25 protein-coding genes and 2 rRNA genes (1 of these 27 running past the window's edge) are annotated in these 26437 nt (G+C 61.3%); 15 read left to right on the top strand and 12 right to left on the bottom strand.

The window, feature by feature from the left end; translation table 11 throughout:
- From L63ED372_RS00235 to L63ED372_RS00275, 9 genes are all read left to right on the top strand, one after another.
- Positions 1-991: ribosomal RNA gene (locus tag L63ED372_RS00235) — 23S ribosomal RNA — on the top strand (it extends 1886 nt beyond the left edge of the window).
- Between the two features lie 158 nt (positions 992-1149).
- Positions 1150-1262 (top strand): 5S ribosomal RNA (gene rrf, locus L63ED372_RS00240).
- Between the two features lie 210 nt (positions 1263-1472).
- Positions 1473-3806 carry a bifunctional salicylyl-CoA 5-hydroxylase/oxidoreductase gene (locus tag L63ED372_RS00245; RefSeq protein WP_062401642.1) on the top strand — a complete coding sequence of 778 codons (2334 nt, stop codon included), beginning with the start codon at positions 1473-1475 and terminating at the stop codon, positions 3804-3806.
- Positions 3807-4607: an SDR family NAD(P)-dependent oxidoreductase gene (locus L63ED372_RS00250; RefSeq protein ID WP_062401645.1), complete on the top strand. Its 801-nt coding sequence runs from the start codon at positions 3807-3809 to the stop codon at positions 4605-4607.
- Complete coding sequence (locus L63ED372_RS00255; protein WP_062401648.1) at positions 4604-5098, top strand: MarR family winged helix-turn-helix transcriptional regulator; 495 nt, start codon at positions 4604-4606, stop codon at positions 5096-5098. The genes L63ED372_RS00250 and L63ED372_RS00255 overlap by 4 nt, the downstream gene beginning before the upstream one ends.
- Positions 5095-5955 carry an enoyl-CoA hydratase family protein gene (locus L63ED372_RS00260; protein WP_062401651.1) on the top strand — a complete coding sequence of 287 codons (861 nt, stop codon included), beginning with the start codon at positions 5095-5097 and terminating at the stop codon, positions 5953-5955. The genes L63ED372_RS00255 and L63ED372_RS00260 overlap by 4 nt, the downstream gene beginning before the upstream one ends.
- A 3-nt stretch (positions 5956-5958) precedes the next feature.
- Positions 5959-7143 (top strand): acyl-CoA dehydrogenase family protein, encoded by a 1185-nt coding sequence (locus L63ED372_RS00265; protein ID WP_062401654.1) that lies wholly within the window; start codon positions 5959-5961, stop codon positions 7141-7143.
- 1 nt (position 7144) lies between these two features.
- Positions 7145-8818 carry an AMP-binding protein gene (locus L63ED372_RS00270; protein ID WP_062401657.1) on the top strand — a complete coding sequence of 558 codons (1674 nt, stop codon included), beginning with the start codon at positions 7145-7147 and terminating at the stop codon, positions 8816-8818.
- A 10-nt stretch (positions 8819-8828) separates the two neighbouring features.
- A complete protein-coding gene (locus L63ED372_RS00275) occupies positions 8829-9224 on the top strand; it encodes a RidA family protein (protein WP_019427185.1) in 396 nt (131 codons plus the stop codon).
- Between the two features lie 171 nt (positions 9225-9395).
- On the opposite strand, the gene L63ED372_RS00280 is transcribed toward L63ED372_RS00275, so the two are convergent.
- From L63ED372_RS00280 to L63ED372_RS00295, 4 genes are all read right to left on the bottom strand, one after another.
- The gene (locus tag L63ED372_RS00280) at positions 9396-10049 is read right to left on the bottom strand and encodes an MAE_28990/MAE_18760 family HEPN-like nuclease (RefSeq protein WP_062401659.1); all 654 of its coding nucleotides are present in this window, start codon (positions 10047-10049) and stop codon (positions 9396-9398) included.
- Positions 10046-11158, bottom strand: coding sequence for a DUF262 domain-containing protein (locus tag L63ED372_RS00285; RefSeq protein ID WP_062401662.1), 1113 nt, complete (start codon positions 11156-11158; stop codon positions 10046-10048). The genes L63ED372_RS00280 and L63ED372_RS00285 overlap by 4 nt, the downstream gene beginning before the upstream one ends.
- Positions 11159-11435: 277 nt before the next feature.
- The gene (locus L63ED372_RS00290) at positions 11436-11876 is read right to left on the bottom strand and encodes a MarR family winged helix-turn-helix transcriptional regulator (protein ID WP_062401665.1); all 441 of its coding nucleotides are present in this window, start codon (positions 11874-11876) and stop codon (positions 11436-11438) included.
- The gene (locus L63ED372_RS00295; RefSeq protein ID WP_082431535.1) at positions 11873-12421 is read right to left on the bottom strand and encodes a flavin reductase family protein; all 549 of its coding nucleotides are present in this window, start codon (positions 12419-12421) and stop codon (positions 11873-11875) included. Before L63ED372_RS00295 ends, L63ED372_RS00290 begins: the two co-directional genes overlap by 4 nt.
- Positions 12422-12516: 95 nt before the next feature.
- On the opposite strand from L63ED372_RS00295, the gene L63ED372_RS00300 reads away from it, so the two are divergent.
- From L63ED372_RS00300 to L63ED372_RS00325, 6 genes are all read left to right on the top strand, one after another.
- Positions 12517-13602 (top strand): hypothetical protein, encoded by a 1086-nt coding sequence (locus L63ED372_RS00300; RefSeq protein WP_062401670.1) that lies wholly within the window; start codon positions 12517-12519, stop codon positions 13600-13602.
- Positions 13599-14396: an alpha/beta fold hydrolase gene (locus tag L63ED372_RS00305; protein WP_062401673.1), complete on the top strand. Its 798-nt coding sequence runs from the start codon at positions 13599-13601 to the stop codon at positions 14394-14396. Before L63ED372_RS00300 ends, L63ED372_RS00305 begins: the two co-directional genes overlap by 4 nt.
- A complete protein-coding gene (locus L63ED372_RS00310; protein WP_062401676.1) occupies positions 14393-15661 on the top strand; it encodes an acyl-CoA dehydrogenase family protein in 1269 nt (422 codons plus the stop codon). Before L63ED372_RS00305 ends, L63ED372_RS00310 begins: the two co-directional genes overlap by 4 nt.
- Positions 15661-17235: a class I adenylate-forming enzyme family protein gene (locus L63ED372_RS00315; RefSeq protein WP_062401688.1), complete on the top strand. Its 1575-nt coding sequence runs from the start codon at positions 15661-15663 to the stop codon at positions 17233-17235. Before L63ED372_RS00310 ends, L63ED372_RS00315 begins: the two co-directional genes overlap by 1 nt.
- Positions 17236-17318: 83 nt before the next feature.
- A complete protein-coding gene (locus L63ED372_RS00320) occupies positions 17319-18329 on the top strand; it encodes a Bug family tripartite tricarboxylate transporter substrate binding protein (protein ID WP_062401691.1) in 1011 nt (336 codons plus the stop codon).
- Positions 18329-19312: an alpha/beta fold hydrolase gene (locus L63ED372_RS00325; RefSeq protein ID WP_062401694.1), complete on the top strand. Its 984-nt coding sequence runs from the start codon at positions 18329-18331 to the stop codon at positions 19310-19312. The genes L63ED372_RS00320 and L63ED372_RS00325 overlap by 1 nt, the downstream gene beginning before the upstream one ends.
- A gap of 83 nt (positions 19313-19395) precedes the next feature.
- Here the strand turns inward: L63ED372_RS00325 and L63ED372_RS00330 are convergent, their stop codons facing one another.
- The 8 genes from L63ED372_RS00330 to L63ED372_RS00365 form a co-directional block, all read right to left on the bottom strand.
- Positions 19396-20169, bottom strand: a complete 774-nt coding sequence (locus tag L63ED372_RS00330) for a YecA/YgfB family protein (protein WP_062401697.1) — start codon at positions 20167-20169, stop codon at positions 19396-19398.
- A gap of 19 nt (positions 20170-20188) precedes the next feature.
- Positions 20189-20671, bottom strand: a complete 483-nt coding sequence (locus L63ED372_RS00335; RefSeq protein ID WP_062401700.1) for a PIN domain-containing protein — start codon at positions 20669-20671, stop codon at positions 20189-20191.
- The gene (locus tag L63ED372_RS00340; RefSeq protein ID WP_062401702.1) at positions 20668-21987 is read right to left on the bottom strand and encodes a THUMP domain-containing class I SAM-dependent RNA methyltransferase; all 1320 of its coding nucleotides are present in this window, start codon (positions 21985-21987) and stop codon (positions 20668-20670) included. Before L63ED372_RS00340 ends, L63ED372_RS00335 begins: the two co-directional genes overlap by 4 nt.
- Positions 21988-22000: 13 nt before the next feature.
- Complete coding sequence (locus L63ED372_RS00345; protein WP_062401704.1) at positions 22001-23542, bottom strand: RNA polymerase factor sigma-54; 1542 nt, start codon at positions 23540-23542, stop codon at positions 22001-22003.
- 37 nt (positions 23543-23579) lie between these two features.
- A complete protein-coding gene (lptB, locus tag L63ED372_RS00350; protein WP_062401706.1) occupies positions 23580-24338 on the bottom strand; it encodes an LPS export ABC transporter ATP-binding protein in 759 nt (252 codons plus the stop codon).
- Complete coding sequence (gene lptA / locus L63ED372_RS00355) at positions 24335-24964, bottom strand: lipopolysaccharide transport periplasmic protein LptA (protein ID WP_197275288.1); 630 nt, start codon at positions 24962-24964, stop codon at positions 24335-24337. Before lptA ends, lptB begins: the two co-directional genes overlap by 4 nt.
- A gap of 152 nt (positions 24965-25116) precedes the next feature.
- A complete protein-coding gene (locus L63ED372_RS00360; protein WP_062401711.1) occupies positions 25117-25758 on the bottom strand; it encodes a thiol:disulfide interchange protein DsbA/DsbL in 642 nt (213 codons plus the stop codon).
- 46 nt (positions 25759-25804) lie between these two features.
- Positions 25805-26437, bottom strand: a complete 633-nt coding sequence (locus tag L63ED372_RS00365; protein WP_062401713.1) for an SPOR domain-containing protein — start codon at positions 26435-26437, stop codon at positions 25805-25807.

Consider the following 26437-nt stretch of genomic DNA (forward strand, 5'->3'; position numbering starts at 1 on the left):
ACTATAACGGTCCTAAGGTAGCGAAATTCCTTGTCGGGTAAGTTCCGACCTGCACGAATGGCGTAACGATGGCCACACTGTCTCCTCCTGAGACTCAGCGAAGTTGAAATGTTTGTGATGATGCAATCTCCCCGCGGAAAGACGGAAAGACCCCATGAACCTTTACTGTAGCTTTGTATTGGACTTTGAACAGATCTGTGTAGGATAGGTGGGAGGCTTTGAAGCTGGAACGCTAGTTTCAGTGGAGCCGACGTTGAAATACCACCCTGGTGTGTTTGAGGTTCTAACCTAGGTCCATTATCTGGATCGGGGACAGTGCATGGTAGGCAGTTTGACTGGGGCGGTCTCCTCCCAAAGCGTAACGGAGGAGTTCGAAGGTACGCTAGTTACGGTCGGACATCGTGATAATAGTGCAATGGCATAAGCGTGCTTAACTGCGAGACTGACAAGTCGAGCAGATACGAAAGTAGGACATAGTGATCCGGTGGTTCTGTATGGAAGGGCCATCGCTCAACGGATAAAAGGTACTCTGGGGATAACAGGCTGATACCGCCCAAGAGTTCATATCGACGGCGGTGTTTGGCACCTCGATGTCGGCTCATCTCATCCTGGGGCTGTAGCCGGTCCCAAGGGTATGGCTGTTCGCCATTTAAAGAGGTACGTGAGCTGGGTTTAAAACGTCGTGAGACAGTTTGGTCCCTATCTTCCGTGGGCGCTGCAGATTTGAGGAAGCCTGCTCCTAGTACGAGAGGACCGGAGTGGACACACCTCTGGTGTATCGGTTGTCACGCCAGTGGCATTGCCGAGTAGCTAAGTGTGGAAGAGATAACCGCTGAAAGCATCTAAGCGGGAAACTCGTTTCAAGATGAGATCTGCCGGGGCCTTGAGCCCCCTAAAGAGTCGTTCAAGACCAGGACGTTGATAGGTCGGGTGTGGAAGCGCAGTAATGCGTTAAGCTAACCGATACTAATTGCTCGTGCGGCTTGACCCTATAACTTTGATCACACGCCGCAAGGTGTGCATTGGTCAAGGAAGTTATGCCAAGTTGACGCATTCAAAAAGGCTGAAAGGCCGAGCGCAAGCTCAAAATCTGATTCCAAACTCTATGAATTCGTTGTCTTGACTTGGTCAAGATGACAACAAGTTATGCCTGATGACCATAGCAAGTTGGTCCCACTCCTTCCCATCTCGAACAGGACAGTGAAACGACTTAGCGCCGATGATAGTGCGGGTTCCCGTGTGAAAGTAGGACATCGTCAGGCTTCTAACAGCCCAAAACGCCTCACCGACCGGTGGGGCGTTTTGCTTTGTGCAAAGCATTTCTATATTCGCACCATTCCCTCTTTCTCGTTCTTTCGTTTTCTACGGGTTACTCCCTGATTGACCGACTTTTCATTCGCGACAATACTTGAGGTATGAAATATATAGGCCTTAATCAATGGTCTGTGTGGTCTATAGCAAAGAGAACGAACATGAAAATCGTGTGCATTGGCGGTGGTCCTTCGGGTTTGTACTTTGCATTGCTGATGAAAAAGCTCGGCCCACACCACGACATCACCGTGGTGGAGCGCAACAAGCCTTACGACACCTTTGGCTGGGGCGTGGTGTTTTCAGATCAAACGCTGGAAAACATGCGCCAGTGGGACATCGAGACTGCTGCCGAGGTTGAGCAGGCCTTTAACCATTGGGATGACATAGAGCTGCATTTCAAGGATCGTGTGATTCGATCAGGCGGCCACGGCTTCGTGGGCATTGGCCGTAAAAAATTACTCAACATTTTGCAAGACCGATGCGAACAAGTCGGTGTCAAACTCATGTTCGAGCAGGACGTGAACTCGGATTTGGACTTTCCTGATGCCGATCTCATCATTGCCAGTGATGGCGTCAACTCACGTGTGCGCAGCCGCACGCCTGAAGTATTTAAGCCTGACATCGTCACCCGTCCCAACCGATTCATCTGGCTGGGTACCAACCGCCAATACGACGCTTTCACCTTTTTGTTCGAAAAGACCGAGCACGGCTGGTTTCAAGCGCACGTCTACAAATTCGACAACCAGACTTCCACCTTCATCGTCGAGTGCCCCGAACACGTTTGGCTGGCGCACGGCCTGGACAAAGCAGACCAAGACGCATCGATCGCCTTCTGTGAAAAGCTCTTTGCCAAGAACCTGCAAGGTGAGAAGTTGATGACCAACGCCCGTCATCTCCGTGGCTCGGCATGGCTCAACTTCCAGCGTGTCAAGTGCGCCAACTGGTCCACCTTCAACGGCAACAGCCATGTGGTGCTGATGGGCGACGCGGTGCACACCGCGCACTTTGCCATTGGCTCGGGCACCAAGCTCGCGCTCGAAGACGCCATTGAGTTGGTGCGTCAGTTCAAGGCGCTCGGCGACACCGCTGACCGCATCCCTGAAGTGCTGAAACATTACCAAGCCGTGCGCGAGATCGACGTAATCCGTTTGCAAAACGCCGCCTGGAACGCCATGGAATGGTTCGAGGTGTGCGGCGAGCGCTACTGCGACCAGCTCGAGCCCGAGCAGTTCATGTACTCCATGCTCACCCGCAGCCAGCGCATCAGCCACGAGAATTTGCGTTTGCGTGACAAGGCCTGGCTGGAAGGCTACGAGGCCTGGTTTGCGGGCCGTACCGCGACACCTGGCATTCGTCCCCCCATGTTTACGCCCTACACCCAACGCTCGGTCACGCTCAAGAACCGCGTGGTGGTCTCGCCCATGGCGCAATACATGGCGGTGGAAGGCCGCGTGGGCGACGACCACCTGGTGCACCTGGGCGCACGCGCCGTGGGCGGCGCCGGGCTGGTGATGGTCGAGATGACCGCACCCAGCGCCGACGGTCGCATCACGCACGGCTGCCCGGGTTTGTGGAATGAGCAGCAGACAAACGACTTTGGAAGAATAGTGGACTGGGTGCATGCCAAGTCTGACGCGAAGATCGGGTTGCAGATCGGCCATGCCGGACCCAAAGGCTCGACCTGCCGCCCTTGGCAAGGCCCGGGCATGGACCAGCCTGTGCCCGCTGACGACGCAGAGGGCAACTGGCCATTGCTGGCGGCCTCGGCGCAACCCTATTTGCCGCACGGCGATGTGCCCCGCGCCATGACCCGTGCCGACATGGATCGCGTCACAGCCGACTTTGTGGCCAGCACCCAACGCGCTGCCCAAGCTGGTTTTGACTGGCTGGAGTTGCACTGCGCCCACGGCTACTTGCTGTCGAGCTTTATCAGCCCTCTTACAAATCAGCGCAACGACGAGTACGGCGGTTCGCTCGAAAACCGTCTGCGTTATCCGCTGGAAGTGTTTGCCGCTGTGCGCGACGCTTGGCCAAAAGACCTGCCCATGTCGGTGCGCATTTCGGCGCACGACTGGGTCGAAGGCGGCATCACACCCACCGATGCGGTCGAGATCGCCCGCGCCTTCAAGGCCGCAGGGGCCGACATGATCGACTGCTCATCAGGCCAGGTCAGTGCGCAGCAAAAGCCCACTTACGGTCGCATGTACCAAACCCCGTTTGCCGACCGCATCCGTCAGGAAGCGGGCATCGCCACCATCGCAGTGGGCGCCATCTCTGAGGCCGACCACGTCAACAGCATCTTGGCCGCGGGTCGCGCCGACCTGTGCGCTGTGGCCCGCCCGCATCTGGCCAACCCAGCTTGGACCTTGACAGAAGCAGCACGCATTGGCTTCAAAGACATCGCTTGGCCGCGAGCTTACGTTTCGGGCAAGCCGCAGCTCGAAGCAGGTTTTGCCCGCGAGCGTGCCCAGCAGGCTGCGACAAAGGGGGATTGAATGGCCGATGAACTGCAGGGCCGCCATGCCCTCATCACCGGAGCAGGTGCAGGCATTGGCGCGGCCATTGCATTGCAGCTCGCGCAAGCGGGTTGCCGCTTGGCCTTGTGTGGCCGCTCGCAGGACAAGCTGCAGGCGCAAGCCGAGGCGCTGCGTGCGCAGGTGCCCGACGTGGCGATCCTGATCGCGCCCATGGACGTGGCCGATGAACACGCCGTGCAAGCGGCGGTGCAGCAAGCGCAGGCCCGCTTTGGCCCGGTGAACATTCTGGTCAACAACGCGGGCCAGGCGCACAGCGCGCCCTTTGCCAAGACCGATGCCGCGTTATGGCAGCAGATGCTGAACGTCAACCTGACGGGCACTTACCACTGCATCCAAGCCGTGCTGCCGGGCATGCTCGAAGCGGCCAAAGCAGGCACGCCCGGGCGAATCGTCAACATCGCCAGCACGGCGGGCCTCAAAGGCTATGCCTATGTGAGCGCCTATGTGGCCGCCAAGCACGGCGTGGTGGGCCTGACCAAAGCGCTGGCCCTCGAATTGGCCCGCAAAGGCGTGACTGTGAACGCCATTTGCCCTGGCTACACCGAGACCGACATCGTGCGCGAAGCGGTGCAAAACATCGTGAGCAAAACTGGCAAGAGCGAAGCCGAAGCACGCCAGGCTTTGGCCGCCAGCAACCCGCAGCAGCGCTTGGTGCAGCCGCACGAAGTGGCGCAAAGCGTGCTGTGGCTGTGCGCTGCAGGCAGCGATGCGATCAACGGTCAATCGATTGCCATCGATGGTGGGGAGCTGGTGTCATGAGCGCACGACAAGACACGGATATGGAAGTGCGCGCGCACGCCGACCACCACGCTTCGCTGCGTCTGTGGTTGAGACTGCTCTCGGCCACCACCCGCATCGAAGACACGATCCGCCAACGCCTGCGCGAGCAATTTGACATCACGCTGCCGCGCTTTGACCTGATGGCGCAACTCGAGCGCGAGCCGCAAGGCTTGTCGATGAGCGAGCTGTCGCGTCGCATGATGGTCACGGGTGGCAACGTCACATCCATAGTTGATCAGCTCGAAAAAGAACAACTGGTGCAGCGGCAAATGCAGGCAAGCGACCGGCGCTCCTACACCGTCAGTCTGACTGAGGCTGGGCGGAGCGCTTTCGCGGCCATGGCCTTAGCGCACGAGGGCTGGGTCGTCGAGCTGCTGTCGCCGCTGGCTGAGCGAGAACAAACACAACTGCATCAATTGCTGGGCACCCTGAAGTCCGGCACACCCTCACAATCGAAGGAGACAAAATGACCCAACGCTACCTGCCCGGTCAGCCGCACCAGTTGCCCCGCCACAACCAGCCCATGGCGGGTTACCAGCCCGAGCATTTTTTGCTGTCCGTCAAAGACGGTGTGGCCACGGTGAGCCTGAACCGCCCCGAGCGGAAGAACCCGCTGTCGTTTGATTCGTACGCCGAGCTGCGTGACTTTTTCCGCGCCTTGCCCTACGCGCCCGACATCCACGCGGTGGTCATCACAGGTGAGGGCGGCAACTTCTGCTCGGGCGGTGACGTGCACGAAATCATCGGCCCGCTCACAAAGCTTGACATGCCCGGTCTCTTGGCCTTCACCCGCATGACGGGCGACTTGGTCAAGGCCATGCGCGCTTGTCCGCAGCCCATCATCGCCGCCATCGACGGCGTGTGCGCAGGCGCAGGCGCGATCCTGGCCATGGCGTCTGACCTGCGCTACGGCACCGAGCGCAGCAAGACTTATTTCCTGTTCAACAAGGTCGGCCTGGCCGGTTGTGACATGGGCGCGTGCGCGCTCTTGCCGCGCATCATCGGCCAAGGGCGAGCCAGCGAGTTGCTGTTCACCGGGCGTGGTCTGGGCGCGCTGGAAGCCGAGCGCTGGGGTTTTTACAACCGCGTATGCGAGCCAGGCACGGTGTTGGCCGAGGCACAGGCCATCGCCGCCCAGCTGGTGGCAGGGCCCACCTTTGCCAACGGCATCACCAAAAAAATGCTGCAACAAGAATGGAACATGGGCGTGGACGAAGCCATCGAGGCCGAAGCCCAGGCCCAAGCCATCTGCATGGCCACCAACGACTTCCACCGGGCGTACCACGCCTTTGTGGCCAAGCAAACGCCCGTGTTTGAAGGGGACTGAGCCATGTCAAATCACCCAGCCACCCACCCGCCAGAACTCGACTGGCCTTTCTTTGACAACAGCCACCGCGACTTCAAAGTGCGGCTGGACGTCTGGTGCAACGAGCATCTTGTCCACGCGCACCACGACGAAAGCCGCGACGCGGTAGACGCCGAATGCATCCGCCTGGTGCGCCTGCTGGGCAGTGGCGGTTGGCTCAAGCATGCAGTGTCGGGCACGGCCTATGGCGCAGCGTCTGACGTGATCGACACACGTCAGCTCTGTCTGCTGCGCGAGACGCTGGCTTTCCATAACGGCTTGTCTGACTTCGCGTTTGCCATGCAAGGGTTGGGCACGGGTGCCATCAGCCTCATGGGCACAGCCGATCAAAAACAGCGCTACCTGGCGCGTGTGGCGTCGGGTCAGGCCTTGAGCGCCTTTGCCTTGAGCGAGCCTGATGCAGGCTCCGACGTGGCCGCCATGCAGTGCAGCGCCACGGCCACGGCAGACGGCTATGTGCTCAACGGCCGCAAGACCTGGATCAGCAACGGCGGCATCGCCGACTTTTATGTGGTGTTCGCCCGCACAGGCGAAGCGCCTGGCGCACGCGGCATCACGGCTTTCATTGTGGATGCCGACACGCCCGGCCTGTCGATTGAAGAGCGGATCGACGTGGTCGCGCCCCACCCGCTGGCCACGCTCAAGTTTGAGAACTGCAAGGTCGCTGCCAACCAGCGCATTGGCGAAGCAGGTCAGGGCTTCAAGGTCGCCATGGCCACGCTAGATGTGTTCCGCACCTCGGTGGCCGCAGCCGCTTTGGGCTTTGGACGGCGTGCGTTGCACGAGTCCATCAGCTGGGCGCGTTCGCGCAAGATGTTTGGCCAAACCTTGGGCGACTTCCAGATCACCCAAACCAAGATCGCCCAGATGGCCACGATGCTGGATGCCGCCACGCTCTTGACGTATCGCGCTGCGTGGCTGCGTGACCAAGGCGGGCGCATCACCCGCGAAGCGGCCATGGCCAAGATGACCGCCACCGAAAACGCGCAGCAGATCATCGACATGGCGGTGCAGATGCACGGCGGCATGGGCGTCAAAAAAGGCGTGATGGTGGAGTCGCTGTACCGCGAGATTCGGGCGCTGCGCATTTACGAAGGCGCGACCGAAGTGCAGCAGCTGATCATCGGCAAAGACTTGCTGAAAGGTTGACATGAGCGACTGGAACCAACTGCTGCCCAGCAGCCACACCGACACCTTTGCGCGTGACCGGCTGCCGCCCCAAGATCAACTGCCTGTGTTCATAGCGGATCGGCCCGAGCTGGATTACCCGAACCAGATCAACTGCGCGGTGGAATTGGTGGACCGCCATGTGCAGTCAGGCCGAGGCGATCGCATCGCGCTGCATGGCGTGAGCGACTTCAACAAAGGTGGCGGCGACTTCAGTTGGACGTATGCGCAGTTGCAGGACAAGAGCAACCGCATCGCGCAGGTGCTGACACAAGACATGGGCCTCGTGCCCGGCAACCGCATTTTGCTGCGCGGAGGCAACAGCCCCATGATGGCTGCTTGCTTGCTGGGCGCACTCAAGGCCGGGCTGGTGGCGGTGCCCACCATGCCGCTGCTGCGTGCGGGCGAGTTGGCACAGATCATCGATAAAGCCCAAGTCAGCGCCGCCCTGTGCGACAGCCTGCTGGCCGACGAACTGCAGCACTGCATGACGCCCGGTCACGCCAGCCACATGGCCAGCTTGCAGCAGCTGGTGCAGTTTCGCAGCGATGCCCCTGATGGCCTGGAACAGCGCATGGCGCAGCAAAGTGGCGCGTACACGCCTCACGCCACCAGCCGCGACGATGTGTGCCTGATCGCGTTCACCAGCGGCACCACGGGCAAGCCCAAGGGCACCATGCACTTTCACCGTGATGTGCTGGCCATGTGCGACTTGTTCCCGCGCCACATCTTGCAGATGAACGAGAACGATGTGGTGTGCGGCACGCCGCCTATCGCCTTCACTTTCGGCTTGGGCGGCTTGCTGGCGTTTCCGCTGCGCTGTGGCGCGAGCACCGTGCTGCTCGAAAAGCACACGCCCGAGACCTTGATGCAGACCATTGCCAAGTACCGCGCCACGCAGTGCTACACCGCGCCCACCATGTACCGCCAAATGGCAACGCTGGCCAAAGGCATTGACCTGTCGAGCCTCAAGCACCCCGTCTCGGCAGGCGAGGCCTTGCCCGACGCCACCCGCCAGCTGTGGAAGCAGGCCACGGGCATCGAGATGACCGACGGCATTGGCGGCACCGAAGTGATCCACATCTACATCTCGAGTGCGGGCGCGCAAGTGCGCCCCGGCAGCATTGGCCTAGTGGTGCCCGGCTATGTGGCGCAGATCGTGGGCGACGACATGCAACCCGTGCCGCCTGGCACCGTGGGGCGCTTGGCCGTGCGCGGCCCCACAGGCTGCAAATACCTGGCCGACCCGCGCCAGCAAGACTATGTGAAAGACGGCTGGAACCTGCCCGGCGACACCTTCGTCATGGACGCCGATGGCTACTTCAGCTACCAAGCACGCAACGACGACATGATCATCTCGGCGGGCTACAACATCGCGGGCCCCGAGGTGGAAGGCGCTTTGCTGCAACACCCGGCCGTGGCCGAATGCGGCGTGGTCGGCATGCCCGACGAAGACCGCGGCCACATCGTTCAGGCCTATGTGGTGCTCAAGCCTGGCCACACGGGCGATGCGGCCACAGAAAAAGCCTTGCAAGAACACGTCAAGCAAACCATCGCCCCGTTCAAGTACCCGCGCAAGGTGGTCTTCTTAGACGCCTTGCCCCGCACCGAAACCGGCAAACTGCAGCGCTTCAAGCTGCGTCAAATTTCTTCCTGAGGAGCCCCATATGTTCAACGTCTTGCAACCCGAAGGCTGGGCACCCGCCAAAGGCTATGCCAACGGCATCGAAGCGCGTGGCCGCATGGTGTTCGTCGCGGGCATGATCGGCTGGAACGGCCAGGCCCAATTCGAGACCGACGACTTTGTTGCCCAGTGCCGCCAGGCCCTGCAAAACATCGTCGACACGCTGGCGTGCGCAGGCGCAGGCCCACAGCACATGGCCCGCATGACCTGGTACGTTAAAGACAAGAAGGAATACCTGGCCCGTGGCCGCGAGTTGGGAAAGGTCTACCAGGAAGTCATCGGCAAGAACTACCCGGCCATGACGCTGGTGCAAGTGGCCGATCTGGTGGAAGACCGGGCCCAAGTGGAGATTGAGGTCACGGCGGTGGTGCCCGAGTGAACGAAAAAGGCCTTGGTGAGAAGCTGCAGAAAGCTTAGATCGATCGGCAGATTTAGGCTGGGAGGGGTCAGTCGGCTGTGGCAGAGACGTGATATCCGCAGCTTACCTCTGGCAGGTCGTGAGTCTCATTTTGTGGTGCAAAACCTTTCGGAACATGGTCGGCCTAACCGTCTAAGTCGCCACCGGCCGTTTGAAGGCGGAAAGTGCCATGGCGTTCTCAATATCGGTCTTGAATTGCCTAAGCATTTGCAATACCTCGTCGGCCAGTTTGGCCCAATCGTCCTTTGCCACGTCAATGTATTCGCCGTGGGCTATGGTGTTACGGCGCTTTAAAAGGCTTTCGTCGATGAGGTGAGCCTTCGCCTCGTATGGCGAAGTCTCGAACCCTACGGCGTGAAGAATGTTCTCGAACACCGAAGCGCTAAGGTTGGATTCCGTGTTGATGGCTGTGTCTATCTTCAAATTCGACTTTTCGGCCAGACCCTCTCGAAGAAAGTCAATCAGCGTGGAGTTAACGTGAGACTGCTTCGATTGCTGAACATCATGTAAGGCTTTCTTGAAACCAAGCACTACGAAGCAAGTCTTCAACTGCGAGTAGTTGAGCCCCTGATTGTTGACGTAAGTGATGTACCCAGTTGCCGCGGATTTGATGAATCCTTCCCAGTGCGCATAAAGAAGCGCAACGGAAGCTCGTACCAAAGTTTGTTCCGAGATAAAGGCGGAGCTCTTTACCGCGGCTTTGAGTGTAGATATCTCTTTGACGCGCCAGCTCAACTCCGCGTCCAGGAAATCCTGGAGCTGGTTTTGGGTTTTCAGCCGTCTCATGGCGCGAAGAAAGCTTGGCCCATGGTGAGCAGGTTCGCTAGGCGGGTCGTTCCGCGTACGCCAGCACCTGAATGGGTATTGAATACCGCGTCGGACCAAAGTGCCTGCGCACGGTCGAGCAGAAATTCGTTTCGCGACGCAGCAGGCATGCCAGCTAGTGCCTTGGCGTTCGCAGCCACACCGACCGCGATCACCTCGAAGCTGGACATCAAGAACTTGCCCATGAATTGGTTCTGCTGGGCATTCCACTTCTTGAAGGTGCGGTCACCCAAAGCTTCGCCGAGCCACTGAAAGGTCTTCGTGAAAACCTCCTCCTCAGATTGAAGCGGAAAGGTTTTGTTCGAGGCTATCGCTTCCAGACCAAGATCCAAGTATTCGTGAACGTCTAGGCCAGAACTGTAAGGGACGTTGCGGAAAACAAAAAATCGCAGAGCGAGCTCGACTCCTGCCTGCTGTTCGAGCGCAATTTCAGTCTGGGCCGTCGTCAGCTTGAAGTTGGCATCATTTGATCTCAGCACAAGCCAGTCGAAGAAGCCGGGGTTAAGCATCACGGCCACGCTGTTGCGGACTTCTTGCGGCGTCAGGTTCGCGCCACCGCTGTTCAAGCGTTGGAAAAGTTCGAACTTCGCCTTCGGATCGCTCTCCTTCTTGAGAATCTCAACGCGAAGCCGCGCCCGCTTAATTTGCAGTTGCTGCTCCTTCCCGATGCCATCATCCGCACCCTCCGAGCTCGGCTCCCAGCGCTTTCCGGCCAAAGACGGGAGAAAGGCCGTGCCACCCAGGCTCGAAGCCGGCGCAATCATGCCGTTCTCGCCTCGAAGGAATCCTGCGAATTCCAAAACCGTGGAAAGTCGCTGCAAGCCATCAATCAGTTCCCAGATGCCATTTTCGCCCTGGACCACAAATATTGGAGGTATGGGAATGCCGAGCAGCAATGACTCGATGAATCGAGTTTTTTGTGAATCAGTCCAGCGAAAAAGCCTTTGAAAGGATGGATTGATAAAGATCTCTTCGTCCTTGTAGAGATTCATGATTTCGCCCACAGACATGTCGTAGCCGTCGGCCACGATCTCTTTGCGCGCTTCCGCGATTTCTTGATCTAAGCTCACTTGCCTACCCCTTTTGCACTTTTTAGTTATAAGTTTGGTCGTGGTTGATATTAACCAAATAGTTTAATGTCGGACACACCCCAGTATCAGTCGCTGGAATTGAGGGGCTCAATGACCGGTTGTGAGCAGAGATGGTGAACTGGCAGTCTTATGACGAACTGCTGCTATCACTGCAAAACAGCCGTTGAGTCTTAGCCCCAACCACTTGCCGCAAAGACCGGCAATAAATGGTTCACCCAAACTTAAAGCCCGAAATTTTGGCTGTGCCCTTGCGCGCTCAGGTACTGCCATGCGCCGCAATCAAGCTCTCCAGCATGAGCTTGAGTTGATGTGCCGGGCCCGACCCCAAGGCCGACACCACCTGCGCTTCGTGCGCTTTGGCTTGCTTCAGCAGCGGCTGCACTTTGCGCCGACCTGCGGCCGTGAGGCTGACCAGGCTTTGGCGTTTGTCGTGTGCGGCGTCGCAACGCTTGACCCACCCGGCGTCTTGCATGCGGCCGACCAGCTTGGTCACGGTGGGTTGTTTGGCCAGCACGATGCTGGCGAGTTCGTTGATGCTTAAACTGTCTTTGCCCGACAGGCTGGCCATCACGCGCCACTCCATCAGGCTCAGGCCGCTGGCCTCGACCACGGCATGGAACTCGCTCGAAATCAAATGGCTGGCGCGTGCCAGCAAGTAGGCCAGGTAGTCGTCGACAAAGCCTGCCGGGTTGCTCATGCCAGTGGCGTGGTGGTGCTGAACTGACCGCCCTGGTAAACGAGTGGGGCCGAGCCATCGCTGAAGCCGCAGCGTTCCACCTCGCCCACAAAAATCACATGGTCGCCTTCTTCGTGTCGGCTGCGGTTGTGGCATTCAAACCAGGCCAGAGCGCCATCCAAAATGGGTAAACCCGACTCGCCCAGCTTGTAAGCGGTGTCGGCAAAGCGGTCGCCCTTACCAAAGGCAAAACGGTTGCAGACATCCAGCTGATCGGCGGCCAGCACGTTCACCACGTAATGCGTGCCCGCATGGAACAGCGGTGCGCTGCTGGCGCCTTGCCCCAGGCTCCAGAGCACCAGCGGCGGTGTGAGTGAAACCGAATTGAACGAACTGGCCGTGATGCCCACAAAGCTGCTGCTGGCCGAATCGCCCTTGCGTGCACCGGGTGCAAAGGTGGTGATGACGGTCACACCCGTGGCAAAGCGTGACAGGGCTTGCTTGAAATGCGGCGTTTCAAAGTCTGGACTGAGCGCTTTGATGTGAGATGGGGGGGCTTGGTGCATGGATGGATGATAGTTGAATTGCATGAATTTTCATATAAACTGACCATTCATGTCTGCAGGAGAACCGTTCAGAGCTGCAGGCCAAGGAGACAAGCATGCTGGTGGAACGAATAGAAAACAGGTGGCTCGCGGCGTTTACTCGCACCTTCACGCTGTGCAAGGTGCAGCCTGGCGAAGTGGTCGCTATTTTGGCCGAAACCCAATCACGCCGGGTCAACGTGGACTTGGCCCGCCTTGCGCTGGAGGGCATGGGTGCCCGCGTGTTCGAGGTGACGTTGACGACGCCTGCACTCACCGCCCCCGCGCCCGTGCGGTCCACAGGCGCCAGCGACGCGATTGGCCAGCTCGGCCCTGTGGTGGCTGCATTGGCCCGCGCCGACATGGTGGTGGACTGCACTGTCGAAGGCCTGCTGCACGCCCCCGAGTTGCCCACCATCATGAAGGGCGTGGACGGCCACATGCCGCGCTTGCTCATGGTGTCCAACGAGCACCCTGAAATCTTGGAGCGCACCGTGCCCGATCCAGCGCTCGAAGGCGTGGTGCGTGCCGCCATGAAGAAGCTGCGTGGCACACAACAAATGCACGTCACGTCTGCCGCAGGCACCGACCTGCGCGTGAACCTGAAACATGGCGACAAACAAGCGGTGGTCGGCGGTGTGTGGGGCTTTTGCCCCAAGCCGGGCATGGTGTCGCACTGGCCTGCCGGGCTGGCGCTGGCGTTCCCGGCCGCAGGCAGTGTCAACGGCACGCTGGTCATGGCCCCGGGCGATGTGAACCTGACCTTCAAAAGCTATTTGCGCGACACGATCCGCCTGACCATCGAAAACGACAGCGTGGTCGCCATCGAGGGGCAGGGCGTCGATGTGGACATGATGCGCGGATATTGGAAAGCCTGGGAAGACGCCGAGGGCCACCGCGCCGCTTATGCCGTCTCGCATGTGGGCTTTGGCCTGAACCCGGCGGCACGTTGGGACGCCATGGCTTTCTATGACAAGCGCGACTGCAACGGCACCGAGCTGCGGGCCTTTGCGGGCAACTTTTTGTACTCGACCGGGGCGAACGAAGTCGCGGGCCGCCACACACTGGGCCACTTTGACTTGCCCATGCGCGGCTGCACCATCCGGCTCGACGACACAGTGGTGGTCGATGCGGGCCAAGTTGTGAGCGCGGCGCTGGCATGAACTCGCCAGCCTTCACCGATATGGGCTTGCCCACGCAGCCCGCTGTAGTGTTTTTGCACGGTGTGGGCGGCGGTCGACACGGCTGGGCAGCGCAGCAAGCGCATGTGGCTGATCTGGGTTGGCGCAGCTTGGCCTGGGACATGCCCGGTTATGGCGACAGCCCCATGGTCACCCCCTACGACTTCGCGCACCTGGCGCAAGCCCTCTGGCAGATGCTGGACGCGGCGCACATCGACCAAGCCGTGTTGGTGGGACACAGCATGGGGGCCATGGTCGCCATGCAAGCCTGGACGCAAAAGCCAGAGCGCATTCGTGGCCTGCTGCTGGCCGCCAGCAGCCCGGCTTTTGGCAACAGCGACGGTGATTTTCAAAAGCAGTTTTTGGCGCAGCGCCTGGCTCCTTTGGGGGCGGGCAAAACCATGGGCGACATCGCCGACAAGCTGATCCCCACCATGGCCGCACCCGGTGGTGACCAAGCCAACTTGATCCCCGTCAGTTTGAAGTCGGCGCACCAAAGTATGTCGGCCGTGCCGCCCGACACTTACCGCGCCGCCTTGCAGACGCTGGTGCAGTTTGAGCAACGCGCCGCCTTGCCCACCCTCAACGTGCCGGTGCTGTGTTTGGCCGCTGAACACGACCGCACCGCGCCGCCCACCATGATGGAACGCATGGCGCAAAAAATCCCCGGTGCACGCTATGCCTGCCTGGCCGGGGCTGGGCATTTGCTGCACTACGAACAGCCTGAGGCGTTCAACGCCGAACTCGAAAAATTTCTGAAGGACGTGAAACCATGACCGACGTGCAAGCCCCCTCTCAAGCAGATGTCATGCCCATCTGTGGTGACGACTACCCTCTGACCGAGAAGCAGCAAAAGTTGATGGCCTTGGCACGGCAACTGGGCCGCGAGAAGTTCGCCCCCCGAGCCGCTCAACTCGACCGCGACGCGCAGTTCCCGTTTGCCAACTACAACGACATGCGCGACTCGGGTCTGCTGGCGCTGTGCGTGCCCGAAGCGCACGGCGGCCAGGGTGCCGATTACGCCACCTACGCCATGGTCTCGGCCGAGATCGGTCGCTACTGCGGTGCCACCGCGCTCACCTTCAACATGCACGTCTGCACCATGCTCTGGAGCGGTTTGTTGTCTGAAGACCTGGAGATGACGCCTGAGCAACGCGCCATCCACCGCACACACCAAGCCACGCACTTTGCGCGGGTGGTGAAAGACGGCGCGATCTACGCGCAGCCTTTCTCCGAGGGGGGCGCGGCAGCAGCCGGGGCACAACCTTTTGGCACGCTCGCCGTTAAGGTCGATGGCGGCTGGAAGATCAATGGCAAAAAAATCTTCGCTTCCCTGTCTGATGCAGCCGACTACTTTGGCGTGCTCTGCACCGAGAAAAAAGAGGGCGCGGACCTCTCGCGCCGAGACACGCTGTACCTGGCTGTGCCGCGCACCGCGCCAGGCCTCACGGTCGAAGGCGACTGGGACCCGCTGGGTATGCGCGCCACCGTGTCGCGCAACCTGATCTTCAAAGACGTGTTCGTGCCCGACGACGCGGCGCTCATGCCGCAAGGCCTGTACTTTCAGGCCGCCAGCCGCTGGCCCCACATGTTCATGACACTCTCGCCCACCTACATGGGCATCGCGCAAGCGGCGTACGACTTCACCGTGGCCTATTTGCGCGGCGAAATTGCGGGCACAGGCCCCGTCAAGCGCCGCCAGTTCGCCACCAAACAGATCGCCGTGGCCGAGATGTTCATCAAGCTCGAACAGACCCGCAACCTGTTCTTGCGTGCCATAGAAGACGCCAAGGTCGACCCGAGCAAGTCGACCCGCCTGCGGGCCTATGCCGCGCAGTACACCATCATGGAAAACGCGCAAGACATCGCCCGTTTGGCGATCCGCACCTGCGGCGGTCAGTCCATGCTCAAAAGCCTGCCGCTGGAGCGCTTGTACCGCGATGCGCGTTGCGGCTCGCTCATGCTGCCCTGGACGGCCGAGCTGTGCATGGACCGCATTGGCCGCGAAGCCCTGTACGAACCCGGCGAAAAAGACGAGTGATGCAAGCCCCCGAGACCAGCCCCCTCGCGGCCCGCTTTGCACAGCTGGCGCAGGACTGCGGCACGTTGCCCGCCATGACCTTCCGGGGCGATGAGCGCAAAGCCATCCAGACGGGTGACAGCACCTTCGCCTACGACTTCGCCAAGTTCTGGCGGCGCGTGGCACGCGTCACCGCGCACCTGCAGTCCACCTGGGGCGTGCAGCCGGGTGACCGCGTGGCCTGGCTCGGCTTTAACCACGAGTTGCAGTTGGTCGCGTTGGTGGCCTGCGCCCGTTTGGGTGCGGTGTTTTTGCCGCTCAACTTTCGCCTGGCTGTGCCCGAGCTGCAGCAGGTCATGCAAGACGCCCAGCCACGCCTGCTGGTGCACGACACCCACCATGCCGATACAGCCCGTGCGCTGCAAGGTGCAGACCTGCAGCACACCCACCACGACACGTTGATCGCCACCGCCTCGCCTCGTGCTTTGCCAATGCCCGCCGTTCACTGCGAGCTGCCGCTGCTGCTGGTCTACACCTCCGGCACCACAGGCGTGCCCAAGGGCGCGGTGCACACACAAGCCGCGCTGCTGGCCAATGCCCGTGCCAGTGCCTGGGCGCACGACTTTGTGCCCGGCGACAAGGTGCTGTCTACGCTGCCGATGTTCCATGTGGGCGGCCTGTGCATCCAGACTCTGCCCGCGCTGCTGGCGGGGGTGGAGGTGGTGCTGCATCCGCGCTTTGACCCGACCGCTTGGCTGGACGAAATGCACACGAGCCGCCCCACGCTGTCGCTCTTGGTGCCCGCCACCATGCGCGCCGTGTTTGAACACCCGCGCTGGGCCGACACCTCGCTCGCTGGCCTGCGCGGCATCATGACCGGCTCGTCCACCGTGCCTGTGGCTTACCTCGAAACGCTGCACGCACGCGGCGTGCCCGTGGGTCAGGTCTATGGCACCACCGAAACCGGGCCTGTGTCCATCGTGTTGCGTCTGCCCGAGGCTATGGCCCGCGTGGGCGCATCCGGCTGGCCGCACCCCGAAGCGCAGGTCAAACTGATCAACGCCCAAGGGCAAGAAGTTGGCTCCGGTGAAACAGGCGAAGTCTGTATCCGCGCCGCTAACCTGATGCGCGGCTACTGGCGAGCCGACGGTGAACCCAATACGGGTCTGCAGGACGGCTGGTTCCACTCAGGTGACCTGGGCCAGCGCGCCGAAGACGGCTGCATCACCATCGTGGGCCGCAGCAAAGACATGATCATCTCGGGCGGTGAAAACATTTACCCAGCCGAAATCGAAAACCAGCTTGTCACCTTGCCCGGTGTCGCCGAATGCGCGGTGGTCGGATTAAACGATGAGCGCTGGGGCGAGGTGCCTGTGGCCGTGTTGGTGCGCAGCAGCGATGCGGCGGGTCAGCATCTGACCCGTGAGGCTGTGCTGCAGCACCTGCAAAGCCGGATTGCACGGTTCAAACTGCCGCGCCGCGTGGTCTTCATGGCCAGCCTGCCCAAAAGTGCCTTGGGCAAGGTGCAAAAGCCCGCTTTGCAGGCCCAGTTGGCTGGTGCCAACCCTTCACATTTGACAGGGATAAACCCTTAAAAAGGCCGCTTTTCTTCGCCTGCGTGACAGTGTTCGCGCAGGCTGGTGGCATCATGGTTTGTATCTGTTACTTGGAGACAAACATGGTTCATTTTTCGAAGTCATTCACTCGCCGCCCAGTGCTGGGCATGGTTGCGGCCGTGGTGTTGTCCACCACCTCGGCAGCCTGGGCGCAAACCGCCTGGCCCAACAAACCGGTCAAGATCGTGGTCCCCTTTGCACCAGGTGGCACCACCGACATCCTGGCCCGTGCCATCGCACCCGATCTGAGCAAAGCGTTTGGCCAGCAATTCGTCATCGAAAACAAGGGTGGCGCAGGCGGCAACCTGGGGGCCGAGCAAGTGGCCAAGTCGGCCGGTGACGGCTACACCCTGCTCATGGGCACCGTGGGCACACACGGCATCAACCGCGCCCTGTACGCCAAGCTGCCCTACGACCCCTTCAAGGACTTTGCCCCCATCACCCTCGTGGCGGGTGTGCCCAACGTGATGGTGGTCAACGCCGAAAAAGCGGCGGCCAACAAGATCAACACTGTCAATGACTTCATCCGATACGCCAAAGCCAATCCCGGCAAGTTGAACATGGCCTCGAGTGGCAACGGCACCTCCATCCACTTGGCGGGTGAGTTGTTCAAGTCACAAACCGGCACCTTCATGGCCCACATTCCTTATCGTGGGTCAGGCCCTGCACTGCTCGATTTGTCGGGCGGCAACATGGACGTGATGTTCGACAACCTGCCCTCCGCCATCCCGCTGATCAAAGGCGGCAAGCTCAAAGCCCTGGCTGTGACAAGCGCACAGCGCTCGGCCGCCATGCCCGAGTTGCCCACCATCGAAGAAGCTGCTGGCCTCAAAGGCTTTGAAGCCAGCAGCTGGTTTGGCTTGTTGGCCCCTGCAGGCACGCCCGCCGACGTGGTCAGCCGCATCCAACAAGAAGTCGCCAAGTCGCTCGCCACCCCCGCCATGAAAGAGCGCTTGGCCACTTTGGGCGCCATCCCCAGCGGCAACACGCCCGCGCAGTTTGCCGAGCACATTGATCGCGAGCACAAGAAGTGGGCCGAAGTCGTCAAAGCCTCGGGCGCCAAGGTTGACTGATGGCTTGGTTTGAAGGCTTCGAGCGGCAAACCCTCACAGTGGCGGGCTTGCCCGTCTGTTTTCGGCAATCGGCCGATTGGGCTGCGCAAGCGCATCTGCCTGTGTTGGTGCTGCTCCACGGCTTTCCGCAAACCCATGTCATGTGGCACCGCGTCGCGCAAAACCTGCGCGGCCGTTACCGCTTGGTCATGCCCGACCTGCGGGGTTACGGCGACTCATCGCATGCCGTGGGTGACGCCGAGCACGCGCATTACAGCAAACGCGCCATGGCGAAAGAAGTGGTGGACTTGGTCGACGCATTGGGTGTGGGTGATTTTTTCCTGTGCGGTCACGACCGAGGTGGCCGCGTGGCGCACCGTTTGGCGCTGGACCATGCCCAGCGCGTCAAGAAATTGTGCGTCATCGACATCGCGCCAACGTTTGACATGTACAGCGGTCTGTGGAGCACATCGCCGAGTAAAGCCCCGGAGGTCTCCGGCCCGGTGGTCGACCCGTACTTTGCGTTTGCACAGGCCTACTACCACTGGTTCCACCTGACGCAGCCTGCACCGCTGCCCGAGTTCATGATTGGCGGCAACCCCAAGGCCTATCTGCACGCCAAGCTCGGCGGCTGGGGCAGTCAGGGCTTGGGCTACATCGAGCCTGTAGCCTTGGCCGAATACGAACGCGCCTTTTGCAACCCCGCACTCAACGACAAGGGTTGGTCCGCCGCGATCCACAGCGCGGCCGAAGACTATCGCGCCAGTGCAGGCATCGACCTGCAGCACGACCGACAAGGCCGAGAGCGCGGCGACAAAATCGCCTGCGACACGCTGGTCTTGTGGGGCAGCCGAGGTGTGGTCAACCGCATGTTCAAACCGGTTGAGCTGTGGCAGGCGCAATGTGCGGGCCATGTGGCGGGGCAGGTCATGGCCTCTGGCCATTTCATTCCGGAAGAGTTACCCCAAGAGACCAGCGACGCGTTGGCAAAGTGGATGGTGTGAGGGTTGCGCTTGACAGTTCCGACTGTCATCCCGGCTCTCAATGGTCATCCCGGGCTTGACCCGGGATCCATCTTCGCGGAGTCTCAAGCCCCGCAGCACTTTTTGTATTTCTTCCCGCTCCCACAACTGCAAGCATCGTTGCGCCCGGGTGTGGCTTCCTTGATGACCTGGGCCACACGCGGGCCGATGTTGCGCCAAATTTCGCGCAGGTCATACACCGCCCACAGCGCCTCGCCATAAGCGTTCAGGCGCTCTTCGCTCACGCTGGGTGGGCCGTCTTCCGACAAGGCCGACAGGGTTGGCACCGCGTCGTCGTCTTCGGTCAGGGCCACGATGGCTTCGAGCGACAAGTCGTACCACTTGGCCGCGTCTTTGTCCTTGGGTGTGGCCCATTCTTCGGGCCAGTTTTCTACCGCGAACATGAAGCCCAGTGCCCACACCTGGGCAAACGAGGGGATTTCGCTGTCTTCGATCTCCTCGCGCTCTTCAGGCGGCAGCGATGCGATGGCGCCCCGCACATCCATCACTTCGGGCGCATAGGCCTTGTCGTCGTCCAATGCTTCCACGGGGGTGTCCAGCGCGAGCTTGATTTCGTCAAAGCGCCGCTGCCACAAAGCCAGAAACTGGTGGCGCTGCGCGTCATCGGCAAAGCTGCCCCCATCCTCGCCCTCGTCCACCCCCAGCAGCATGGGCAACCACTCGCTGTCGGGAATGGCGCGGCGGCAGCACACCAACGCCGCCATGAAGCCCTCACAAAACTCCCACTGCGGCGTCTCTTCAAAGCGCTCGCGCAGGTCGTCCAGGATGTTGTCCAGGGTGTCAAAGTCTTCGGCTTCCAAGTCAGCGGTGGTGTTCATAGCGGTCTCTTCAAAAAATTCAGGCCGTCTCCAAGACGTCCATCAAGGGGTTCAGCGCCACGCCGCAGCGCTCCAGGCGTTTTTTCATGCAGAGCACTTGCGCGTCTTTGCTGTGCAGGGTGGCGGTGTGAGCCACGGCGAGGTCGATGAACTTTTGGTCATCGGCGTCTTTGCAGGCGTAGGGGGCTTTGGGCGCGTCGGGCAACAGGTGGGCCCAGCGGTCAAAGTGGCCCAGCACGGCGCTGGCGGGTAGCTCGCGGTGCGTCAGGCGTTTGACGATTTGCGGGTAGGCCAGCACGCGGGCAAGTTCTTCGCGCATGGCGGCGGTGGCCAGCCACTGCGTGCTGCCGCGCTCCACGCTGGTGCGCAGGGCTTCGGCCTTGGGTTCGTCAAACACCCACAGGTCGAGCACGATGTTGGTGTCCAGCACACGGCGCACGGGGGCTTGGGCTAAGTCTGCGCCCGGACCTTCCTTCAAGGCTGCGCCTACCACCAGGCTCATGGTGCAGACGTTCCCGATGTGTCGGTGCCGGTCGTGCCTGCTGGGCTGCTCGTGCCTTCACCAGACACGCGCTTCAAGCTGCCTTTGATCATGTCAAAACGGAACAAGCGGCATTCGATGGGGCCGTTCCACATGGGCACGCGGCGCGATTCTTTCAGGCGCATTTTGCTGGGCAGCTTCAGGTCGGGCGTGAGCATCCAGGCGCTCCAGCCGCTGTAGTTTTTCTTCCAGTGGCTGGCCAGTTGGGCGAAGAAGTCGCCGCCGTCGTCGGTCTGGGCAGTCTCGCGGTGGTGGCTTGGGGTGGCAGCGCGGGAGCTGGCCAGCGCCCCCGGCTGGAAGTTGTCGCGCCCGCGCCCGGCCACACCCGCTGCGGCAATGCGCTCGCCATAGGGTGGGTTGAGCAGCATCACGCCAGGCGTCTCGCTGGGCGGCATGCGTTGCAGGGCGTCGCCACCCCGGAACTCGATCACGCCCGACACGCCTGCGCGCTCGGCATTACGCTCTGAAAAGTCCACCATGCGGAAGGCCACATCGCTGCCAAAGACGGGCGCGGTGGGTTCGTGTTCCAGGTCACGGGCTTCTTCGATCAGGCCTTGCCAAACGTGGTTCTGGAAGGGCAGCAATTTTTCAAAGCCAAAGCGACGCTGCAAACCGGGCGCGATGCCGCAGGCGATTTGCGCCGCTTCGATCGGGATGGTGCCGCTGCCGCAGCAGGGGTCGTACAGCGGCGTGGTGCCGTCCCAGCCGCTGGCCGCGATCATGGCGGCGGCCAGGGTTTCCTTCAAAGGTGCGTCGCCCTTGTCGGTGCGCCAGCCGCGCTTGAACAGCGGCTCGCCCGAGGTGTCGATGTAGAGCGTGGCTGTTTCGGGCGTCAGGTGCGCATAGATTCGCACATCGGGCCAGCTGGTGTCCACGTTGGGGCGCTCGCCACGCTTGGCGCGAAAGCGGTCGGCCACCGCGTCTTTGATTTTGAGCGCCGCAAAGTTCAGGCTGGTCAGTGGGCTGTGCTGCGCCGTGATGTCGATCTTGAAAGTCTGTTTGGGCGTGAACCAAATTTCCCAAGCCACATCGCTGGCCGCGTTGTACAGGTCGTTTTCGTTGCGGTAGTCGGTCACCGACAGCTGCACCAGCACGCGCTGCGTCAGGCGGCTGTGCAGGTTGATGCGCATGGCGTCGCGCCAGGAGGCTCGGGCCATCACGCCGCCGCGGCCCGTGAGCAGGTCGTGGCCTGTCAGGCCCGTGATGGCGTGCACCTCGTCGGCCAAAAAGCCCTCAACGCCCGCGGCGCAAGGCATGAACAGGTTCAAAGAATTCACAGGGAAACGTTTCTCAAAGGGTTTTGCGCAGGTTGGCGGGCGCGATCTTCAGGGCTTCGCGGTACTTGGCCACCGTGCGGCGGGCGCAGTCGATGCCTTGCTCTTTCAGCATCTCGGAAATCTGGTTGTCCGACAGCGGCTTGGCGGGTTTTTCGGCGGCGACAAACTGCTTGATGAGCGCCCGCACCGCGGTGCTTGACGCCGCGCTGCCGCTGTCGGTGCCTAGGCCCGAGCCAAAAAAGTACTTCAGCTCAAACGTGCCTTGCGGCGTTGCCATGTATTTGGCCGTGGTCACGCGGCTGATGGTGGACTCGTGCATGCCCAGCTCGTCGGCGATCTCGCGCAGCACCAGCGGGCGCATGGCCAGCTCGCCGTGCGTGAGGAAGTTTTTTTGCCGCTCCACGATGGCGGTGGACACGCGCAAGATGGTGTCAAAGCGCTGCTGGATGTTCTTGATGAACCAGCGCGCTTCTTGCAGGCGCTGCTGCAGGCCCGCGTGGTTGTCGCCTTTGCCGCCGCGCAGGGCGTTGGCATAGATGTCGTGCACACGCAGCTTGGGCATCACGTCGGGGTTGAGCTGGATGCGGAATTTGGGCGTGGCGGTCTTGCTGGTGTTCACCACCAACACGTCGGGGATGATGATGTTTTGCTCGGCCTGCACAAAGGGGCGGCCGGGCTTGGGCTCGAGCCGGGCGATGAACGCGATGGCGGTTTTGACCACAGCCTCATTCAGGCCGCAGGCCACCGCCAGCCGTTTGAAATCGCGCTTGGCCAGCATCTCCAGCGGCTGGGCACACATGGCGAGCGCGGCTTGGGCCACTTCGTCGTCGGGGTCGTCCTGCAGCCAGGCCTTGATTTGGATGCGCAGGCACTCGGCCAAGTCGCGTGCGCCCACGCCCACGGGTTCGAGCGATTGCAGCAAACCCAGCGCCACCGTGAATCGGTGCACCAGCTCGTCGATTTGCTCGTAATCATCGCTGCCCGCCAAGCTCGTGGCCAGCTCGGGCAGGGTGTCGGTCAGGTAGCCGTCGTCGTTGAGCGACTCGATCAGAAAGCGCAGCGCAGCGCTGTCCACTTCGGACAGGCGCAGCGACAGCGCCTGGCGGTGTAAAAAGTCAGTGAGGGACCCACTGCTGCGGGCCAGGTCAATGGCGTCGGCGGTTTCTTCGCCGTTGTTTTGGCGTGGTGCCGCGTCACCGCCCCATTCGCTGTCGTCGGGGCGCATGTCCACGCTCCCGTCACCGTCCCAGCTCTCGGCCACATCGGTCACCGCTTCGTCACGGGTTTCGCTGGGGCCATCGTCGCTGCTGCTGGTGGTGCTGGCGCTTTCGCTCACCCGGTCGCCCAGGCTGACGTGGGTGTCGGCTTGGTCCAGGCCAAAGGCCTCGGCGGGCGCTTCTTCTTCGGCACGCTCCAAAAACGGGTTCTCGTCCAGCATTTGGTCGACCTCTTGCGACAACTCCAGCGTGGACAGTTGCAGCAGGCGAATCGATTGTTGCAACTGGGGCGTGAGCGCCAGGTGCTGGGACATGCGAAGCGACAGGCCGGGCTTCATGGCTGTGCTCTCGTGAAATGGACGCGTGGAGTGCTCATCACATCCGGAAGTGTTCGCCCAGGTACACCCGGCGCACATCGGCGTTGGCCACGATCTCGTCGGGCGTGCCCTCGGCCAGCACGCGGCCTTCGCTGATGATGTACGCGTGGTCACAAATGCCCAGCGTCTCGCGCACGTTGTGGTCGGTGATGAGCACACCAATGCCGCGCTGCTTGAGGAAGGCGATGATGCGCTGGATCTCGATCACCGCGATCGGGTCGATGCCTGCAAAAGGCTCGTCCAGCAAGATGAAACGCGGGTCGGTGGCCAGTGCACGGGCAATCTCCACGCGGCGGCGCTCACCACCCGACAGCGCCACCGAGGGCGAGTCGCGCAGGTGGTCCACACGCAAATCGGCCAGCAGTTCGCTCAGGCGTTTTTCCACCTCGGCGGGGCTCAGGGCGCGGCCTTGGGTATCGGTTTGCAGCTCCAGAATGGCCCGCACGTTGTCGGCCACCGAGAGCTTGCGGAAGATCGACGCTTCTTGCGGCAAATAAGACAAACCCATGCGCGAGCGCTTGTGGATGGGCATGCGGGTGACGTCTTCGCCGTCGATCAGGATCTGTCCGCCATCGGCCCGCACCAGGCCCACGATCATGTAAAACGAGGTGGTCTTGCCCGCGCCGTTGGGGCCGAGCAAACCCACCACTTCGCCCTTGTCCACCTGCACCGACACATCGTGCACCACCTTGCGGCTGCCGTAGGCTTTTTTGAGGTGGCGAGCTTCCAGGCGGCTGCTGACGTCGGGCTGGCTCATGGCTTTTGAGCGGGCGCTAAGCTTGGGCTGGTGCGCAAGCTGGGGGCGGCTGGGGGATTCGGGGGTGTGGGTGCTGAGGCGTTTCGGGGCGTGAGGATGGCCCGAACACGTTGGCCTTGGCCGTTGGCGGCTTGGCCATCCACGGTCATGACTTCGCTGGTGTTGTTGAACACGATGGTGTGGCCATTGAGCTGGTCGGCCACTTGGTTGCCGCGCAAGATGCGGACCTCGGCGCGTTGGCTTAGCGTGATGATGTCGGCCTGGTTGTCATAGGTGACCTGTTCGGCCTCGCCCTCGGTGAATTCGTTGACACCTTCGCGCTTTTGCCTGAAAAACACCCGCTCAGACGGTGCAGCCCACAGCCGGGCCACTTGACGGCCTTTGGCGTCTTGTTGCACTTCCATGCGGGAGGCACGCAAGACCAGGGTGCCCTTGGTCGCTTGGACTTTGCCGAGGAATTGCGTCAGCTGCCGGGCTTCGTCGTGGCGCATGCTGTCGGCTTCGATCTGCATGGGCTGTTCGCGGTCGGCTTTTTCGGCGTGGCTGGGCAAGGCCAGACCGCTGGCGCACAGGGCCAGCAGGCTCCAAAAGAAGAGGCGAAAGGGTGAAGTTGTTTTAAGGGGCATGAATCTTGCTGAGAACCGTGCCCATTGTAGGTGCAAGCGCCCCGTGCCGTGCCCGCAGCTGGGCAATAAATCCCATGGCAGCCACAAAAAAAAGCCCGCGCGGGTCAGCGGCGGGCTTCGGGGGGGGAGCATCCCGCTGGGATGCCTGGGGCTCAGCGGCCCTGGCGGGTCTGCGCAATCAGCGCGTCGGCCACTTGCAGGGCGCGGGGCATGCTGCCGGCCAGGGTGCCATCGATGTAGAAGCGACCCGCCACGCCCAAGGACGGCACGCCTTCGATTTTGAAGTCGTTTTGCAGCTGTACCGCACGTTTGGCCTTAGTGGCCACGCCAAAGGACTTGTAGGTCTCGGCGAACTTGGCTTTGTCAATGCCTTGCTTTTCGGCCCAAGCCAGCACAGACGCATCGCTGTTGAGCATCAGTTTTTCACCATGGATGGCGGTGAACACCCGGATGTGCATCTTCTCGACCAAGTTCATGGCTTCGAGGGTGTAGTACAGGCGTTGCTGGGGCACGAAGTCGTCACGGAATGCCACAGGCACACGGCGCACCACCACGTCTTTGGGCGCGTTTTTGGCCCACTGCTCGAAGGCGGGCTCAAACTGGTTGCAGTGGGGGCAGCTGTACCAGAAGAACTCCAGCACCTCGATCTTGCCGCTGCCCGCCTCGGTGGCCACAGGGCGCTCCAGGGTGATGTAGTCCTTGCCTGAGCGGAAGGCTTGCTGCGCCCAGGCAGATGCCGTGCCCATCCAGGTGGTCACAGACAGCATGGCGGTGGAAAAAAGGCGTCGTTTCATGGAGGCTCCTTGAAGGGTGCACCCCAGGGGGTGCGAAGTGGGTGTTTCAGCGTTGCACGCGAACCAGGGTGTTGTCGATGCCGTTGCTTTCGAGCTGGGTGCGGATGCGTTCGGCAGCATTCTTGTCATTGAAGGGCCCCAAGCGTACGCGGTAAACCACACGTCCGGCTTGATCTCTCTCAGAGACCTTGGCGTCAAGCCCCAATAGAGCGAGCTTGGCTTTTTGGGCATCGGCGTCGGCGCTGGTGCGGTACGCGCCCACTTGCACCACGTAGTCAAAGGGGTCGCTGGCATCGGCTGGGGCCGCGGGCGAGTTCAGTCCTGATTTGGATTTGGCCAGATCGCCCAAGGGGTCGGCCGTCACAGCGGGGCGGGGCGGGGCAGGGGCTTTGTCGGTGGTCTTTTCCGACACCTGTGGCGTGGCGACCGGTGCACTGGCATCAGACGCCTTGGGCGTCTCGGCGGGTGCTTTGGGTTGCAAAACGCTGTTCGGGTTCCAGTCCTTGTTCTTTTCAGTTTCCTGCGTGTCTTGGGCGCTGGAGCGGGGCTGGTTTTTGTTCGAGAAAGGCGTGGGCACTTTCATGACATAAATGGCCACGGCCAAAGCGATGCCCAAGCCCAGAACCAAGCCGATGATGAAGCCCAGAAAAGTACCGCCGCGTTGGCTGTGGTGTTTCAT

This window comes from Limnohabitans sp. 63ED37-2 (assembly GCF_001412535.1).
Lineage (GTDB): Bacteria > Pseudomonadota > Gammaproteobacteria > Burkholderiales > Burkholderiaceae_C > Limnohabitans_A.

Excerpts from the sequence above, each read along its gene's own strand:
- lptB (WP_062401706.1), bottom strand. The coding sequence starts at position 24,338 with ATGAGCCAGCCCGACGTCAGCAGCCGCCTGGAAGCTCGCCACCTCAAA.
- L63ED372_RS00315 (WP_062401688.1), top strand. The coding sequence starts at position 15,661 with ATGCAAGCCCCCGAGACCAGCCCCCTCGCGGCCCGCTTTGCACAGCTG.
- L63ED372_RS00330 (WP_062401697.1), bottom strand. The coding sequence starts at position 20,169 with ATGAACACCACCGCTGACTTGGAAGCCGAAGACTTTGACACCCTGGAC.
- L63ED372_RS00245 (WP_062401642.1), top strand. The coding sequence starts at position 1,473 with ATGAAAATCGTGTGCATTGGCGGTGGTCCTTCGGGTTTGTACTTTGCA.
- L63ED372_RS00325 (WP_062401694.1), top strand. The coding sequence starts at position 18,329 with ATGGCTTGGTTTGAAGGCTTCGAGCGGCAAACCCTCACAGTGGCGGGC.
- L63ED372_RS00365 (WP_062401713.1), bottom strand. The coding sequence starts at position 26,437 with ATGAAACACCACAGCCAACGCGGCGGTACTTTTCTGGGCTTCATCATC.
- L63ED372_RS00275 (WP_019427185.1), top strand. The coding sequence starts at position 8,829 with ATGTTCAACGTCTTGCAACCCGAAGGCTGGGCACCCGCCAAAGGCTAT.
- L63ED372_RS00345 (WP_062401704.1), bottom strand. The coding sequence starts at position 23,542 with ATGAAGCCCGGCCTGTCGCTTCGCATGTCCCAGCACCTGGCGCTCACG.
- L63ED372_RS00335 (WP_062401700.1), bottom strand. The coding sequence starts at position 20,671 with ATGAGCCTGGTGGTAGGCGCAGCCTTGAAGGAAGGTCCGGGCGCAGAC.
- L63ED372_RS00300 (WP_062401670.1), top strand. The coding sequence starts at position 12,517 with ATGCTGGTGGAACGAATAGAAAACAGGTGGCTCGCGGCGTTTACTCGC.
- L63ED372_RS00270 (WP_062401657.1), top strand. The coding sequence starts at position 7,145 with ATGAGCGACTGGAACCAACTGCTGCCCAGCAGCCACACCGACACCTTT.
- L63ED372_RS00295 (WP_082431535.1), bottom strand. The coding sequence starts at position 12,421 with ATGCACCAAGCCCCCCCATCTCACATCAAAGCGCTCAGTCCAGACTTT.
- L63ED372_RS00320 (WP_062401691.1), top strand. The coding sequence starts at position 17,319 with ATGGTTCATTTTTCGAAGTCATTCACTCGCCGCCCAGTGCTGGGCATG.
- L63ED372_RS00255 (WP_062401648.1), top strand. The coding sequence starts at position 4,604 with ATGAGCGCACGACAAGACACGGATATGGAAGTGCGCGCGCACGCCGAC.
- L63ED372_RS00260 (WP_062401651.1), top strand. The coding sequence starts at position 5,095 with ATGACCCAACGCTACCTGCCCGGTCAGCCGCACCAGTTGCCCCGCCAC.
- L63ED372_RS00250 (WP_062401645.1), top strand. The coding sequence starts at position 3,807 with ATGGCCGATGAACTGCAGGGCCGCCATGCCCTCATCACCGGAGCAGGT.
- L63ED372_RS00265 (WP_062401654.1), top strand. The coding sequence starts at position 5,959 with ATGTCAAATCACCCAGCCACCCACCCGCCAGAACTCGACTGGCCTTTC.
- L63ED372_RS00310 (WP_062401676.1), top strand. The coding sequence starts at position 14,393 with ATGACCGACGTGCAAGCCCCCTCTCAAGCAGATGTCATGCCCATCTGT.
- L63ED372_RS00305 (WP_062401673.1), top strand. The coding sequence starts at position 13,599 with ATGAACTCGCCAGCCTTCACCGATATGGGCTTGCCCACGCAGCCCGCT.
- L63ED372_RS00280 (WP_062401659.1), bottom strand. The coding sequence starts at position 10,049 with ATGAGACGGCTGAAAACCCAAAACCAGCTCCAGGATTTCCTGGACGCG.
- L63ED372_RS00360 (WP_062401711.1), bottom strand. The coding sequence starts at position 25,758 with ATGAAACGACGCCTTTTTTCCACCGCCATGCTGTCTGTGACCACCTGG.
- lptA (WP_197275288.1), bottom strand. The coding sequence starts at position 24,964 with ATGCCCCTTAAAACAACTTCACCCTTTCGCCTCTTCTTTTGGAGCCTG.
- L63ED372_RS00290 (WP_062401665.1), bottom strand. The coding sequence starts at position 11,876 with ATGAGCAACCCGGCAGGCTTTGTCGACGACTACCTGGCCTACTTGCTG.